15 protein-coding genes, 2 tRNA genes and 1 pseudogene are annotated in these 14,272 nt (G+C 68.9%); 6 read left to right on the forward strand and 12 right to left on the reverse strand.

The annotated features are described in order from the left end of the window. Positions 1-71: 71 nt before the first annotated feature. The 6 genes from gyrB (at position 72) to ABT297_RS19565 (ending at position 6,367) form a co-directional block, all read left to right on the forward strand. The gene (gene gyrB / locus ABT297_RS19540; protein ID WP_350551269.1) at positions 72-2,015 is read left to right on the forward strand and encodes a DNA topoisomerase (ATP-hydrolyzing) subunit B; all 1,944 of its coding nucleotides are present in this window, start codon (positions 72-74) and stop codon (positions 2,013-2,015) included. A 32-nt stretch (positions 2,016-2,047) separates the two neighbouring features. Continuing rightward, positions 2,048-4,558: a DNA gyrase subunit A gene (gyrA, locus tag ABT297_RS19545; protein WP_350551271.1), complete on the forward strand. Its 2,511-nt coding sequence runs from the start codon at positions 2,048-2,050 to the stop codon at positions 4,556-4,558. 3 nt (positions 4,559-4,561) lie between these two features. After that, positions 4,562-5,404: a DUF3566 domain-containing protein gene (locus ABT297_RS19550; RefSeq protein ID WP_350551274.1), complete on the forward strand. Its 843-nt coding sequence runs from the start codon at positions 4,562-4,564 to the stop codon at positions 5,402-5,404. Positions 5,405-5,533: 129 nt separating this feature from the next. Further along, positions 5,534-5,607 (forward strand) — tRNA-Ile (locus ABT297_RS19555). A gap of 514 nt (positions 5,608-6,121) precedes the next feature. Then, complete coding sequence (locus tag ABT297_RS19560) at positions 6,122-6,250, forward strand: DLW-39 family protein (RefSeq protein ID WP_345120593.1); 129 nt, start codon at positions 6,122-6,124, stop codon at positions 6,248-6,250. Between the two features lie 44 nt (positions 6,251-6,294). Continuing rightward, positions 6,295-6,367, forward strand: a tRNA-Ala gene (locus tag ABT297_RS19565). A gap of 66 nt (positions 6,368-6,433) precedes the next feature. Here ABT297_RS19565 and ABT297_RS19570 read toward each other — a convergent pair. The 12 genes and pseudogenes from ABT297_RS19570 to ABT297_RS19625 form a co-directional block, all read right to left on the reverse strand. Then, positions 6,434-7,663, reverse strand: a complete 1,230-nt coding sequence (locus ABT297_RS19570) for a site-specific integrase (protein WP_350551277.1) — start codon at positions 7,661-7,663, stop codon at positions 6,434-6,436. 1 nt (position 7,664) lies between these two features. After that, positions 7,665-7,838, reverse strand: coding sequence for a helix-turn-helix transcriptional regulator (locus ABT297_RS19575; protein ID WP_350551279.1), 174 nt, complete (start codon positions 7,836-7,838; stop codon positions 7,665-7,667). Continuing rightward, positions 7,813-9,538: pseudogene (locus ABT297_RS19580) on the reverse strand (replication initiator). Before ABT297_RS19580 ends, ABT297_RS19575 begins: the two are co-directional and overlap by 26 nt. Then, a complete protein-coding gene (locus ABT297_RS19585; RefSeq protein ID WP_350551282.1) occupies positions 9,535-9,930 on the reverse strand; it encodes a hypothetical protein in 396 nt (131 codons plus the stop codon). Before ABT297_RS19585 ends, ABT297_RS19580 begins: the two are co-directional and overlap by 4 nt. After that, complete coding sequence (locus ABT297_RS19590; RefSeq protein ID WP_350551285.1) at positions 9,927-10,454, reverse strand: DUF2637 domain-containing protein; 528 nt, start codon at positions 10,452-10,454, stop codon at positions 9,927-9,929. Before ABT297_RS19590 ends, ABT297_RS19585 begins: the two co-directional genes overlap by 4 nt. Further along, positions 10,451-10,636: a hypothetical protein gene (locus ABT297_RS19595; protein WP_350551286.1), complete on the reverse strand. Its 186-nt coding sequence runs from the start codon at positions 10,634-10,636 to the stop codon at positions 10,451-10,453. The genes ABT297_RS19590 and ABT297_RS19595 overlap by 4 nt, the downstream gene beginning before the upstream one ends. A 20-nt stretch (positions 10,637-10,656) precedes the next feature. Next, positions 10,657-10,908 (reverse strand): spread protein, encoded by a 252-nt coding sequence (locus ABT297_RS19600; protein WP_350551288.1) that lies wholly within the window; start codon positions 10,906-10,908, stop codon positions 10,657-10,659. Then, positions 10,905-12,521 (reverse strand): FtsK/SpoIIIE domain-containing protein, encoded by a 1,617-nt coding sequence (locus ABT297_RS19605; RefSeq protein WP_350551290.1) that lies wholly within the window; start codon positions 12,519-12,521, stop codon positions 10,905-10,907. The genes ABT297_RS19600 and ABT297_RS19605 overlap by 4 nt, the downstream gene beginning before the upstream one ends. Positions 12,522-12,549: 28 nt before the next feature. Then, positions 12,550-12,738 carry a hypothetical protein gene (locus ABT297_RS19610; RefSeq protein WP_350551293.1) on the reverse strand — a complete coding sequence of 63 codons (189 nt, stop codon included), beginning with the start codon at positions 12,736-12,738 and terminating at the stop codon, positions 12,550-12,552. Between the two features lie 97 nt (positions 12,739-12,835). Beyond that, on the reverse strand, positions 12,836-13,048 hold the full coding sequence (locus ABT297_RS19615) for a hypothetical protein (protein WP_350551296.1): 213 nt from the start codon (positions 13,046-13,048) through the stop codon (positions 12,836-12,838). Further along, on the reverse strand, positions 13,045-13,437 hold the full coding sequence (locus ABT297_RS19620) for a transcriptional regulator (protein ID WP_350551298.1): 393 nt from the start codon (positions 13,435-13,437) through the stop codon (positions 13,045-13,047). The genes ABT297_RS19615 and ABT297_RS19620 overlap by 4 nt, the downstream gene beginning before the upstream one ends. A gap of 100 nt (positions 13,438-13,537) precedes the next feature. Continuing rightward, a complete protein-coding gene (locus ABT297_RS19625; protein ID WP_350551300.1) occupies positions 13,538-14,269 on the reverse strand; it encodes a GntR family transcriptional regulator in 732 nt (243 codons plus the stop codon). Between the last annotated feature and the right edge of the window lie 3 nt (positions 14,270-14,272).

The following is a 14,272-nucleotide window of genomic DNA, read 5'->3' on the forward strand; positions in this document are numbered from 1 at the left end:
CCCGCACCGACTCCGCACGAGACCCGGGGCGCCCGACAGCGCGGCCGGCCAGTGCGAGAAAGCGACCGAGGGTGGCAGCTAACAAGCCCGAACAGTCCTACGACTCCTCTTCGATTACCGTCCTCGAGGGGCTCGAGGCGGTCCGCAAGCGGCCCGGTATGTATATCGGCTCGACCGGCGAGCGCGGCCTGCACCACCTGGTGTGGGAGGTCGTGGACAACGCGGTCGACGAGGCGCTGGCCGGCTATTGCGACACCATCGAGGTCACGCTGCTGGCGGAGGGCGGCGTTCGAGTCGTGGACAACGGCCGCGGCATCCCGGTCGACATCCACCCCAAGGAGAAGCGGCCCACGGTCGAGGTCGTGCTGACCGTGCTGCACGCCGGCGGCAAGTTCGACGGCCAGGCCTACGCCGTCTCCGGCGGCCTGCACGGCGTCGGCATCTCGGTCGTCAACGCGCTGTCCACGCGCATCGACCTGGAGATCCACAAGGACGGCCACGTCTGGCGCCAGCGGTACAACAACTCCAAGCCCGAGCCGCTGCAGAAGGGCGAGCCGACCGACCGCACCGGCACCAGCGTCACGTTCTTGCCGGACGCGACGATCTTCGAGACGACCACCTTCGTCTACGAGACGATCTATCGCCGCATCCAGGAATACGCCTTCCTCAACCGGGGCCTCACGATCGTGCTGCGCGATGAGCGCCCCGAGACGCCGGAGGAGAAGAAGGAGGTCACCTTCTGCTACAAGGGCGGCATCGCCGACTTCGTCCGCCACCTCAACGCGACGAAGACGCCGATCCACCGCACCGTGGTCGAGTTCGGCTCCGAGGGCGAGGGCATCGCGGTGGAGATCGCGATGCAGTGGAACGAGTCGTACGGTGAGAGCGTCTACACGTTCGCCAACACGATCAACACGCACGAGGGCGGCACGCACGAGGAGGGCTTCCGCAGTGCGCTGACCACGGTCGTGAACAAGTACGGCGCCGACAAGAAGCTGCTCAAGGGCGATGAGAAGCTGACCGGCGAGGACATCCGAGAGGGCCTCGCCGCGATCATCTCGGTCAAGCTGTCCAACCCCCAGTTCGAGGGGCAGACGAAGACCAAGCTCGGCAACACCGAGGCCCGCAGCTTCGTGCAGAAGGTCTGCAACGAGTGGCTGGTCGACTGGTTCGACCGCAACCCGGCCGAGGTGAAGACCATCATCACCAAGGCGTCGCAGGCCGCGAGGGCGCGCATCGCTGCCTCGCAGGCGCGCAAGCTGGCGCGGCGTAAGTCCCTGCTCGAGTCCGGCTCGATGCCGGGCAAGCTGGCCGACTGCCAGTCCAACGACCCGCGCCTGTGCGAGGTGTTCATCGTCGAGGGCGACTCCGCCGGCGGCTCGGCCAAGCAGGGCCGCGACCCGCGCGTGCAGGCGATCCTGCCGATCCGCGGCAAGATCCTCAACGTGGAGAAGGCGCGCATCGACCGCGTGCTGAAGAACAACGAGGTCCAGGCGCTGATCACCGCGCTGGGCACCGGCATCCACGACGAGTTCGACATCGAGAAGCTGCGGTATCACAAGCTGATCCTCATGGCCGATGCCGATGTCGACGGCCAGCACATCCAGACCCTGCTGCTGACGCTGGTCTTCCGGTTCATGCGACCGCTCATCGAGCTCGGGCACGTGTATCTCGCGGCGCCCCCGCTGTACAAGATCAAATGGAACAAGAAGGGCGACGACGCGCAGTACGCGTACACCGACCGCGAGCGCGACGGCCTCATCGAGCTGCGGCAGCGCTCGAAGCCCAACGCCAAGCCGGACGACATCCAGCGCTTCAAGGGCCTCGGCGAGATGAACTACCCGGAGCTGTGGGAGACCACGATGAACCCGGAAACGCGCATGCTGCGCCAGGTGACCTTGGACGACGCTGCAACCGCGGACGAGTTGTTCAGCGTCCTGATGGGCGAAGACGTGGAAGCGCGCCGCTCGTTCATCCAGCGAAACGCCAAGGACGTCCGGTTCCTCGACATCTGACCTGCGGACACTGAGAAAAGGGACATAAGAGCGTGACGGAACCGACTTCCACCCCAGAAACTCCGGATGAGGGTGGCTCGGCGGTCGCCAGCCGTATCGAGCCGGTCGGCATCGAGGTCGAGATGCAGCGCTCGTACCTCGACTACGCGATGAGCGTGATCGTGGGACGGGCCCTGCCCGACGTGCGCGACGGCCTCAAGCCGGTGCACCGCAAGATCCTCTACGCGATGTTCGACGGGGGCTACCGCCCCGACCGCGGCTACGTGAAGTGCGCCCGCGTCGTCGGCGACGTGATGGGCAACTACCACCCGCACGGCGACGCCTCGATCTACGACGCACTCGTACGTATGGCGCAGAACTGGTCGCTGCGCTATCCGCTCATCGACGGCAACGGCAACTTCGGATCGCCGGGCAACGACCCGGCCGCCGCCATGCGGTACACGGAGGCACGCCTCGACCCGCTGGCCATGGAGATGCTTCGGGACATCGACGAGGAGACCGTCGACTTCGTCCCCAACTACGACGGCCGGGCCCAGGAGCCCACCATCCTGCCGTCGCGCATCCCCAACCTGCTCGTCAACGGCAGCACCGGCATCGCGGTCGGCATGGCCACCAACATCCCGCCGCACAACCTGCGCGAGATCGCCGCCGCGGTCCAGTGGTGCCTCGACCACCCGGAGGCCGACGAGGCGGAGACGCTCGACGAGCTGATCAACATCGTCAAGGGGCCGGACTTCCCCACCAAGGGCCTCATCGTCGGTACCGCTGGCATCGTCGACGCCTACCGCACCGGGCGCGGCTCGATCCGCATGCGCGCGGTCGTCGAGGTCGAGGAGGACGTCCGCGGCCGGACCATGCTGGTCGTCACCGAGCTGCCCTACGCGGTCAACCCCGACAACCTGGCCGAGCGCATCGCCGACCTGGTGAAGGAGGGCAAGCTCGCCGGCATCGCCGACATCCGCGAGGAGTCCTCCGGCCGCACCGGCATGCGCCTGGTGATCGTGCTCAAGCGCGACGCCGTGGCCAAGGTCGTGCTGAACAACCTCTACAAGCACACACAGCTGCAGGAGACGTTCGGCGCCAACATGCTGGCGCTGGTCGACGGCGTGCCCCGCACGCTCAACCTCGCGCAGTTCGTGCGGCACTACGTGGCGCACCAGATCGAGGTCATCGTCCGGCGCACCCGCTACCGGCTGCGCAAGGCCGAGGAGCGTGCGCACATTCTGCGCGGCCTGGTCAAGGCCCTCGACATGCTCGACGAGGTCATCGCGCTCATCCGCCGCTCCCCGAGCGCGGAGGCGTCGAAGGTCGGCCTGATGAACCTGCTCGAGATCGACGACATCCAGGCCACCGCGATCCTCGACATGCAGCTGCGCCGCCTCGCCGCCCTCGAGCGGCAGCGGATCTTCGACGAGCTGGCCAAGATCGAGATTGAGATCGCCGACTACAAGGAGATCCTGGCGACGCCGGCCCGGCAGCGGCAGATCATCTCCGAGGAGCTCGCCGAGATCGTCGCCCGCCGGGGCGACGACCGCCGCACCCAGATCATCCCGTTCGACGGCGAGGTCTCCATGGAGGACCTCATCGTCCGGGAGGACGTTGTGGTGACAATCACGCGGACCGGATACGCGAAGCGCACCAAGGTCGACCTGTACCGCTCGCAGAAGCGCGGCGGGAAGGGCGTCTCGGGTGCGACACTGAGGCAGGACGACATCGTCAGCCACTTCTTCGTGTGCTCGACACACGATTGGATGCTCTTCTTTACGAATAAAGGACGGGTCTACCGGGCAAAGGCCTATGAGCTGCCCGAGGCCAGCCGGGCGGCAAAGGGCCAGCATGTCGCCAACCTGTTGGCCTTCCAGCCCGACGAGCACATCGCACAGGTGATCGAGATTCCGAACTACCAGATCGCGCCGTACCTTGTTCTCGCGACGAAGGACGGCCTGGTAAAGAAGACCAAACTGGAGGAGTTCGACTCCAACCGGTCGGGCGGCATCATCGGCATCAATCTGCGCGAGGAAGACGAGCTGGTCGGCGCCGCGCTGCTGGGCCCGGAGGACGACCTCCTCCTGGTCAGCAAGCAGGCGCAGGCGATCCGCTTCACGGCCAACGACGAGACGCTGCGCCCGATGGGGCGTGCGACCTCCGGCGTGATCGGCATGCGGTTCGCCGACGGCGACGAGCTGCTCGCCATGGAAGTAGTGCGCGAGGGGATGGACCTGGACGTTCTGGTGGCCACCGACGGTGGTTTTGCCAAGCGGACACCCATCGAGGAGTATCCAGTGCAGGGACGCGGCGGCAAGGGCGTCCTCACCGCTAAAATCACGTCGCGGCGCGGGGGTCTCGTCGGCGCGGTGGTGATTAGTCCGGATGACGAGCTGTTCGCCATCACCTCAAATGGTGGCGTGATCCGGACTCCCGTGAAGCCTGTACGGCGTACGAGGGATCGGAACACAATGGGGGTCAAGCTTATGGACCTTCCCGAGGGTGTAACCATCGTCGCGATCGCCCGCAACGCCGATGAGCCCGACGAACAGGACTAGTTGATGACAGACACACAGGCGAAGTCGGGGACCGCCTCGGCAACCGATGAGGCCAGAAAGGCCGGAGAGGCTGCCATGACGGGATCTGACTCGGGGGCGCCTGCCACCGGTGGTGAGACCGGCACGATCAACGACGGCGCGCCCGGCGAAACGACCAGCGGTGGCATGCCGAAGTTCACGCGTGCGCCCGGTATGGCGCCGCCCCCCGACGCGCTCACGGTGCCGATCCAGACGCCCTCAGCGACGTCGAGCGGCCCCACGCCGCCGCCGGTCTCGATCCCGGCCTCCACCGCACCGACCACCGGATCCGCGACGGGCACGGCAAGCGTCTCCGCGATCGCCCGCGCCGCCGTCCGGACGCCGGCCGCCGCCGCCACGCAGGCCATCAACACGCCCGCGCCCGCGGTCAGCGGCTCGGCCCGGGTCACGGAGGCCGTGCGCGCGGCCCGCAAGACGGTCAGCTCCGCCGTGGGCCGCGGCCCACGGCGGGCCAGGCTGCACCTGAAGCGGATCGACCCATGGTCGGTGATGAAGTTCGCGTTCGCTGTGAGCTTCGTCCTCTTCGTCGTCCTCATCGTCGCGACCTCGGTGCTCTACCTGGCCCTCGACGCCATGGACGTCTTCCAGAGCATCAACAAGCTGCTCGCCGACCTGGTCAGCTCGACCGGCGGATCGAGTGCGAACACATTCCGAGTCACCGCCAAGGGCGTCATCGGCGGCGCCGCCCTCCTGGGCGTCGTCAACGTGGTGCTCTTCACCGCCCTGGCGACGCTGGGCTCCTTCATCTACAACGTGTGCGCCGACCTGGTGGGCGGCATCGAGCTCACGCTGGCCGAGAAGGACTGACCTGCGGCTTTGAGACCCCCTGGCGCCGGCGCGCCGCGTCAGGGGGTAACCGGTTTGAGGCGGGCGCCAGGGGTACGGTAACCTTCTGTTCGCACCGCGGGGCGCCTTCAAGCGCAGCCGAGGTTCAACGGGGCTATAGCTCAGTCGGTTAGAGCGCAGAGCTGATAACTCTGAGGTCGCTGGTTCGATTCCAGCTAGCCCCACAAGTGGTTCTCCACCAGCACGAACGCCGGTTCTCCTCAGACGAGGAGAACCGGATGATGCTTACGCTTCCGTGTGTTGCTTGAAGCGACCGCAGAGTTATCATCATGTTCGTCGCTACTGCGGCGCGCACCGCCTCGTTGATCTGCTTCTGTGTTGGCGCGCTGCCGTCCTGGGACCACGCGTAGATGTCGCGGGGAATTTGGTCCTGCTCGGGCGTCATGTCGTCCTCCGAGCTCGCGGTCGGCGCCTTCTGGTTGATCTGCCCTTCTTGAGGCCGATCGTGACGTCGTGGTCGCCCCGACCCCGGGATGCCTTACCAGCACATCTCGATGCGCCGCGCGACGAGCCGATTTCCGACTGATGGCCCCCCTCTTCGATGGGGGCGCGGCGGTGCTAAGCTCCGACAGTCAGCGCGGAGGCTCGATTGTTTCGTGCTGGCTGGGATAGGCGCAGACCTCGGGTGCGCACGACGATCGGTAGAGACGTCGCTGGTTCGAATCCAGCTAGGCCCACATGTGGAAAAAGGTGCTTCTGGTGGTCGCCGTCGTCGGCGCCGCCGCCTATGTCGCCAAGCGGGTCAAGGCCGCGAGCGAAGAGCGCGCACTGTGGCACGAGGCGACCACGGCCCCGGATCTGCGCTAGTCTCTAGCTTGCGCGGGCTTTCGGCCCGCCTCACCCCGACAAGCGGGGGCGTAGCTCAACTGGCAGAGCACCGCCTTTGCAAGGCGGGGGTTAGGGGTTCGAGTCCCCTCGCTTCCACTCTTTAAGGCATCTGACCTGCGGTTGTAGGTCCGCCATGATCGCCCGGTAAGCCGCGGGTAAGTCTCACCGTAACTCTCCCTTCCGGCGCACGGCCGTCAGAGCCTCGCCGAAGATGCCGCGCGCCTTGACCCGCTTCGGCCACCAACCGACGTAGGTCTCCAACGTCAGGCTCAGCGACTTGTGGCGTAGCGCCCGCGGTACCTCCTGCGGCTCCGCCCCGTTCGTGATCAGCACGGTGGCGAAGAAGTGCCGCAGCGCGTGGAACCCGGCGTGCTCCGTGTTCGGCCAGCCCGCCGCCTCCCGCCACTTCCCCCACTCCCGCGACCAGATCCGATCGGTCAGCGGGTTGCCGTGCCGCGAGGTGAACAGCAGCGGCGCTTTCCGGCGCACCAGCTCACCCGACGTGATGTCGGGCAGCTCGATCTCCACCGACGGGAACTGCGCCACGTGCTCGGCGAGGTGCTCCGCCACCAGGGCGTCGAGATCGACCGTCCCCGACGAGCCGGCCTTCGGTTTCGCCAGGTAGAACCCGCCGTACTCCTTCGGCGAGTACCGCAACTGCTGTACCACGTGCAGCTCACCCTCGCCCTGATCGGCGCACCGCAGGCCGTCTTCCATTCCCAGCGCCTCACCGATCCGCAGCCCCTGCCCCGCCCCGAGCCACCCGGCCAGCCGATACCGCGCAGGTATCGCGTCGAGCAGCCGCAGGACCTGCTCCGGTGTCGGCACCCACTTCGGCGTGATCGACAGCCCGTCGAGGATCCTCGCCAGCCGGATGCCATCGCACGGGTTGTCTTCCCGCGCCTTGTCCCGGACCATCGCCGCGAGCACCGCGTCGAGGAGCTCGAAGTACAGCTTGATCACCGACTTGGGCATGCCGTCGGCCCGCATCCGGCCCAGCCACTCCAAGACCTGAGTCTCGTTGATCGCCGCCGCCGGCGAGTTGCCGAACACCGGAAGCAGGTGCACCCGCAGGTTCGACGCCACCCGCTTGCGCGTCTCCAGCTGCCAGCCAACCTCCCGGGCCAGCCGCCACCGCTCCGCGTACTCGCCGAACGTCAGGCCCTTTGCCGAAAGAACTACGCGCTTCGGCGCCTGCGGCAGCTCACCCCTGATTGCCTGACGCTCCCACTCCTCCGCATCGGCCTTGCGGTGGAACGCCCTGGTCTCCTCCACGCCGTCCGGGTGGACGTATACGGCCCGCCAGCGCTTTCCGCGCCCATGCCGCGCGGTTTTCACCTTCTCCTTGTTCGGCCCCGGCTTCGACGAGAACCACAAGTCATAGATCGGCACGTCAGGCCGCCTCTTGATCGCGGAACCACGCCTGCACCTCGGCCGGGTCGTAGCGCAGATGCCGGCCCACCTTCCGCGCCGTCGGTCCCTTCCGCCGCGACCGCCATTGGTAGAGCGTTCCCTTGGGTACCTGCAGCAGCTCCGCCACCTCATCGATCGACAACGTCTTGTCCACCCTCAGCCCTCTCCCCGTGATCGTCGGTTGCCGAAAGATGTACCGGCGCCGGGTCGTACTGCGCGGCGCGGTCGCGGGCGGCGTTGAGCGCGTTGCGCCATTGGATGCGTTGTGCGAGCGCCCGCAGCAGGCGATGCCGCATTGGCGGCATGTCCGGGTCGTTCGGTCGTGCCAGTTCCCAGGCGACCGGAGCCGGGGTGCCGGGCTGGTGGTCGTTGACGGCCGGGACCTGGTCGACGCCCTCGGACACGCCGAGGAGGGCCTTGACCCAGGCGCGGGCGTCGTAGCGGTGGTCGGCGAGGGTCTTGCCGGACCAGTCGCGGGAGACGAGGATGCGCCGGCCTCCGATGCCGAGGGTGGAGCGCTGGTGGACCCGGCCCTTGCAGTTGCCGGGCCGCAGTCGGGCGTGGGCCTTCTTTGGCTGGATGCCGTAGAGCAGCCAGTTCGCGCACCGGTCCGAGCACGGGGTGACCCGCAGTTCCCGCCAGAAGCGTTCCAGGTGGTCGCGTTGCCGGTCGGTGGTGACCGCGTGGCAGTCGGCTGCGGACTTGGTGATGTACTTCGTGATGTAGCCGATCGTCCGGTCGACGTTGCCGTCGTTGGCGTTGACGCCCTCCGCGCGGATCTGAGCGCCGAACCGGACCACGTGCGCCGGCTCGTCCTCGATCGTGTCCAGCGCCGTGTCCCAGTCGGTGAGCGGCTCTCCGGTCTGGCCGTCGCACCAGGTTTCGGCGTCGGCGTCCCAGACCGGTCGGCAGGTGGGTTTGTCGACCTTGGGCCACCAGACCTGGTGGTACGTTGCCGCCGCCACCTCCCGCAGCACCGCACGCGGGATCGTGCCCCGGATCGCGAAGTGCGCGTGCGGAGCCAGACGGCGTTGCGGCTCAACACATCCGGCGTACTGCACGTTCCAGCCGACGCAGCGGCGCAGATTCTGCCAGAACCGATCCAGCAGCCGGGGAAACGTGATCGCGTCCCAGGCCGCCCGCCGGTAGTCGTACGTCGCTGAGTCGACCGGGGAGCCGTCGGGTCGTACGGGGCCGTACGAGTCGAGGGTGACGGTGAGCCACATTGAGGGCCGGTATTCGGTGCCGTCCGGCGCGGTGTAGACCCGGCCGACCGTGCGCGGGTCGACTTTCTGCCGGGGCAGGGCGGGTGCGTCCTGGCGCCGCTTCGTGGACCGCTGCCGCTTCGGCTCCGTCGGCTTGTCATGCGCTGGGGCGACGCTGCCCCGTAGGCCCTCGGCGGCGATGGCCTCCTCTACCTCGCGGATGGCGTCGTCGACCTCGCCGACCTGGTCCCACTGCGACGCCCGGACTGCCTCGTCGCGGGCGTGTTCCAGGTGGGCGCGGAGGCTGATCAGCGCCCGCTGCCCCTCTGTCGCCGGCTCAGGGCGGCGGAGCGGGTTCGTCGACGCGGTGCCAGCCCTCCCGGATCTGGACCTTGCGCAGCCGACGAGCCCTCTTTGCGCACGGCGGGCACTTGTCCTCGCGGGTCGCGCCGCAGGGCACGTCGATGATTTCGGTTTTGCCGGTGTCCAGGTCTGTGCGGCGCAGCCCGACCGGGCGCAGGCACACGCCGTATTCGGCGGCCATCTCCTTGACCACGTTGGCGGCCAGGGGGATGAGCATCCGGGCGGCGCGGGAGCCCGGCCGCGGCTGCTCGTCCGGTTCGAGTCCGGGCAGTGCGGTGATGGTCAACGGCGCCCACATCCCCGGCAGTGCAGCCCGGCGCAGCCGTCGGTCTTGGCGGCCATGAGCCCGGCGACGACGAGGACCAGGACGACGGTTCCGACGATGACCATCCAGTGCGCGATCACCCATTGCACGAGCAGCCACACACCCCAGCCGAGCCCGGCCAGCGCGGTGAGGCCGGCGACGATCGCCGCGACCTTGAGCACGAGCCGCCAGCGGATCCGGTGGCGGCGCGGCTCGAGGAGCGTGACGTCGATGGCGTACCGGCCGTCGGCGAGCCGGCTGGGCCGGCCGTAGCGGACGAGATGCCCCCGGGCGTGCGCCGAGCGCAGTACGTTGCCGAGCTGGTCGGCGGGGCCGGTGAGATGGTGGTCGACGGGTTGGAGGTTGGTGGTCATCGCACGACTCCTGACGGGATCGCGCCGACAACGTGCAGCGCCGGGCGCGGCTCGGGCAACGGCTGAGGCAGCGGTTCGGGTTGTGGCTCGGGCAGGGGTTCGACCGGTCGCGCAACCTGCTTGGCGCGCGGGTTGGCGGCGAGGAGCGCGGCGGCGGCCATGACCATCAACCCGTCGACGGCGAGGGGGCCGAGGGTGGCGGTGAGCGGGTCTTCGCCGTAGTGGCGGAACAGGCCGGACAGGTGCCGATAGGACACGACGGCGGCGACGAGCGCGACGGGCAGCAGGCCGAGGAATCGGGCGAGCCGCCACCAGACCCCCGCCGGCCAGACGGTGCGGACGAGGATCTCCACGGCGATGAAGACCGCGATGGGCCAGAACATCGCGCTGAGCACGGCGCCCGGTTCGGGCCGCCAGTCGGCCGGGGCGCCGGTGGGCGGGATGTAGCAGTGCGCGACGTTCGCGGCGAGGGATGCGACGCCGCCGAGGGCGGTGCCGATGTAGGCCCAGCGGCGGCCGGTCATGCCGACCACCCGAACCCGTCCAGATCCTCCGCGGCGGTGTGGGCGTGCTGGCGGCGTGCGGCGCCGATGATGTCGGTCTGGTCGTCGCGGGCGGTGGTGCAGTAGGGGCAGGTTAGGTCGGGGTTGCGGTGGGCTAGGTCGAGGCAGGTCCGGCGCCGGCCTCGCCGGTGATGGTGACGCACGAGGGGTCTCCTTCGAGGGGTCAGCGGGCCTTGGGGGTGATCGGGACTCGGATCCAGTCCGGCGGGGCGCTGGTCGAGGCGACGGCCTCCGACAGGCAGCGCCACAGCGCCCACGCCTCCGCCGGGGTCAGGTACATCCGGCGCCGACCCGCCCCGACCGCCACATAGAGGTCTTCGCCCTCCGTCACCCGCACCGTCACTGCCGATGAGCCGGCCGTGGGGTGCGGAGCGCGGAGCCGGTAGAAGCGGCGCTCTGTGTCGGTGGTGGTCATGCCGGCTCACCCCCGCCGAGCAGCCCGGTCAGGCTGTCGGGCAGCAGCGGCCCCATCGTGGGACGTCCCGGCCGGTAGCTGCGCGCGGCGGGTTGGGTTCGCTGCTTGGGTGCGGCCGGTGCGGGGCGTGGCGCCGGGTCGGGCGGAGCGGCGTACTCGATGGCCATGGCGCGGATCTCGTCGTCGGTGACGTAGGCGAACCGCACCCGCAGGGGCTCGGGCCGGTCGTCGAGCACGACGTAGCCGATGCCGCGCATGCTCGGTTCGGCCGAGAGTTGGTCGGCCAGTGCGCCACGTTCCCGGGCGCCGTCGCCGAGTACGAGGTCGACGTGGTTGCGTTCGTTGAGCCGCAGCGCGATGCGGGTCGGGAAGAAGTCGCGCAGCTCGACGACTTCCTTGCGCGGGTCTTGTGTCGCGCCGATTACAAGGACACCGAGGCCGGCGCCCTGAGTGAGCAGCAGCGCGAGCGCCGACCGGGCACGGTTGCGCAGTTCGGTGTCCTGCAGCAGCGCAACCAGCGCAAGCAGCTCGTCGACCATGAGCACGTACAGCGGTTCGGCCAGCGTCGGCGTGTGAACCCGGACGGTGCCCTGCATGCGGGCCTGCCGGTCGCGCATCACGGCCACCAGGTCGTCGAGCATGGCCACCATGGGGGCCGGGTCGGTGTACTCATAGCGGGCGAACAGCTCCCGCCCGATTGACAGCTCGACGCCGCCCTTGGGGTCGATGCCCCACAGCCGCACCAGACCCGAGCGAATGCCCGAGGCGAGCGCCCGCACGAGCGACCACTGCACCGAGCCCTTGCCGGACCGGGTCGCGCCGACGATCAACACGTGCGAAGCGAGCAGCCGCAGGACAAACAGCCGCAGGTCCTCGCCGAGCGCGAGCGGCAGCCGTTCGAAGTCCGGCTCGTCCGGCACCGGGAACGCCGGCACGATCTCTCGCAGCGGATCGCGGCGCGGGAACACCAGCCACACCAGCCGCGGCCGGTCCCCGAAGCGCACCCGATCCACGACCCGCACCAGCCACGCCCAACGCCCGACGCGGGCCGGCGGGACCGACCGGCGCCCGGTGTAGACGCGGCACTCGCGGGCGTTGAACGAGTACGCCAGGTTCGCCGACGCCTTGTGGTAGAGGTCCGGGTTCTGCCCGCGCGGCATCCGCAACAGCACCTCGTCCGCCGCTGGCGTGCACTGAACGCGCAGCAGCTTCGGCATGATCCGCGTGTTGTCGAACCGTTCGGCCAGACCGCACAAGGTCAGCGCCTCACGCCAGTGCAGCTGGTAGACGGTCAGCCGCCGCCACCATGCCAGCAGCGGCAGCACCGCAAACCGCTCACACGACGGGCGCCAGCTCCACCACCACAGCCCGCCAGCGCCGACGATGGCGACGAGGATCAGGACCAGGACGAGCCAGCCGTGCCGGTACCACAGCCACACCGCGCCGACGGTCAATGTCAGCGAGCGCCAGTTGCGGGCGAGCACCGGGACCAGCCGGACCAGTGCCCGGGCCACCTTGTACAGCAGGTACGGCACGATCGCCCAGATGACGACCCACCACGGCGTGGGCACGTCCAGCCGGCGGAACTTGATCAATGGAATCTTGTTCTTCAACGTCGACCCTCCCCAGGGAAGCCCGGGTTCACCGGGCCGCCGCGAGCGGGGCGAACCGGCCGCGGGCATCGCGGCGGAACGCCAGCAGCTGCAACGGCATGCCGGTGAACCAGCGGGTGAACCGCCCGGACGCATCTCGCGCCACGGGCATCAGCAGGAGCAGTTGGCCGCGGCAGATACGGCGGCCGTGCTGGATCGAGGGGCCGGATTTGGGCATGATGAAGCCCGCCTTCCTTGCCTCAGCAGGAGTGTTTGGGAAGGAACGGGGCGGTCTGTTTGCCGTAGGAAGCCGGACCGCCCCGCACCTGTGTTGGTCAGGCCGCCGCCCGCAGCGCCGGCAGCAGCCCGTTCGCCTCGCTCAGCGCGTCGACGAGGCGTGCGAGCCCGGCGCGGTCGAGGAACAGCGCCACCGATCCGTCGGCCGCGCCGATCTCCAGCCACACCCGGTCACCGGAGCTGGTGCGGTGGGCCTGCAACGGCGTCTCGGCGCCGATGTGGACGTTGACCGAGATCATCGCCGCGGTCACTTTCCGGCCCTGCCCGCCGGGACCGGGGCACGGAAGCCCGTCGCGCGCAGCGAGTACGTGAGGCGGCCGGTCTGCCCGACGTACGGCGTGACGGTCATGCCCTCGAACTCCACCGGCGAGAACGGCGCCGCGTTGTCCGGCACCGGCTGCACCGGCGCGGTGATCTTCACCGCGATCTCGCGCGCCCGGCCGGCGAGGTCCGGGTCCATGTCCATGACCCGCACCGTCCACACCCGCACACCGGTGAGCTTGTCCACCGCCGGCGTACGCGCGCCGGTGGCGGCGTTGTAGTCCTGCGCCTCCGTGATCGAGTCCGGCACCAGCATGCAGCCGGCCGGGAAGACGTCCTCGAACCGGACCGAGAACCGGGTCCCACCCTTCAGTGCCATTGCGTCTCCGCTCCTTCAGGCCACCTTGGCTACTTGACTAACCAAGTAAGCCAACTGTCGCATGGCCAACCTGGCTAGTCAAGTAAACAGCGAAGATTGTTTATGGCAGCTTGAACAGGGACGAGAGCTGTACCGCATCGCGCGCTATCAGCGCGTCGACCGCGAGGATCGGCTGGTCGGCGGCATCGAGCACGGTCAGCAGCACGGTTGCCAGGCAATGACGTCGGTCGGTGTCGAGCGCGGTTGCCTCGAACGCCGACGGGATACGTGCGCCGACCTGTTCGATGACCTGTGTGGCGATCACGCCGCGCTGTGCTTCCAGGTACGGCACCAGGTTGTCGGCCATCGGCGAGTCGGCGTGCAGCTGAACCTCGTCCGCCAGCGAGGCGTCAACGTAGGCGGCGGTGAGTCCAACTGGCCTGCCGTCAGCGGGTGTGAGCAGGTACCGGCGCGTCACGAGCTGCGCGCCGGCACGCTGGCCGAGGGCGGACGCCACGTGTGGTGGAGCGACCGCCCGGCCCGAGGTCAGCAGCGCGGCATCCGTGAAGGTGCCGGGCCGCAGAAGGTGATGAGCCCGGCGCGGTAGTGAGGTCAGGGGAGAGGCGGGCCGTCCGAGGACGACGCGCCCCTTGCCCTGGACGCCTTCCAGCCACCCGTGCTGGCGCAGGTACTCCAGTGCGCGGACCACCGTCGAGCGCGACGCGCCGAACTCGCGAACCAACTGCGCCTCACTGGGCAGCATGTCGCCGGGTTGATACGTCGTGTCGATGATCCGCGAGCGAAGCGCGTCGATGATCGCGGCGTATTTCGGTGGGCTGGATTCAGTTGGCACTGA

The sequence above is a fragment of the Dactylosporangium sp. NPDC000555 genome, from assembly GCF_040300025.1.
Classification (GTDB): domain Bacteria; phylum Actinomycetota; class Actinomycetes; order Mycobacteriales; family Micromonosporaceae; genus Dactylosporangium.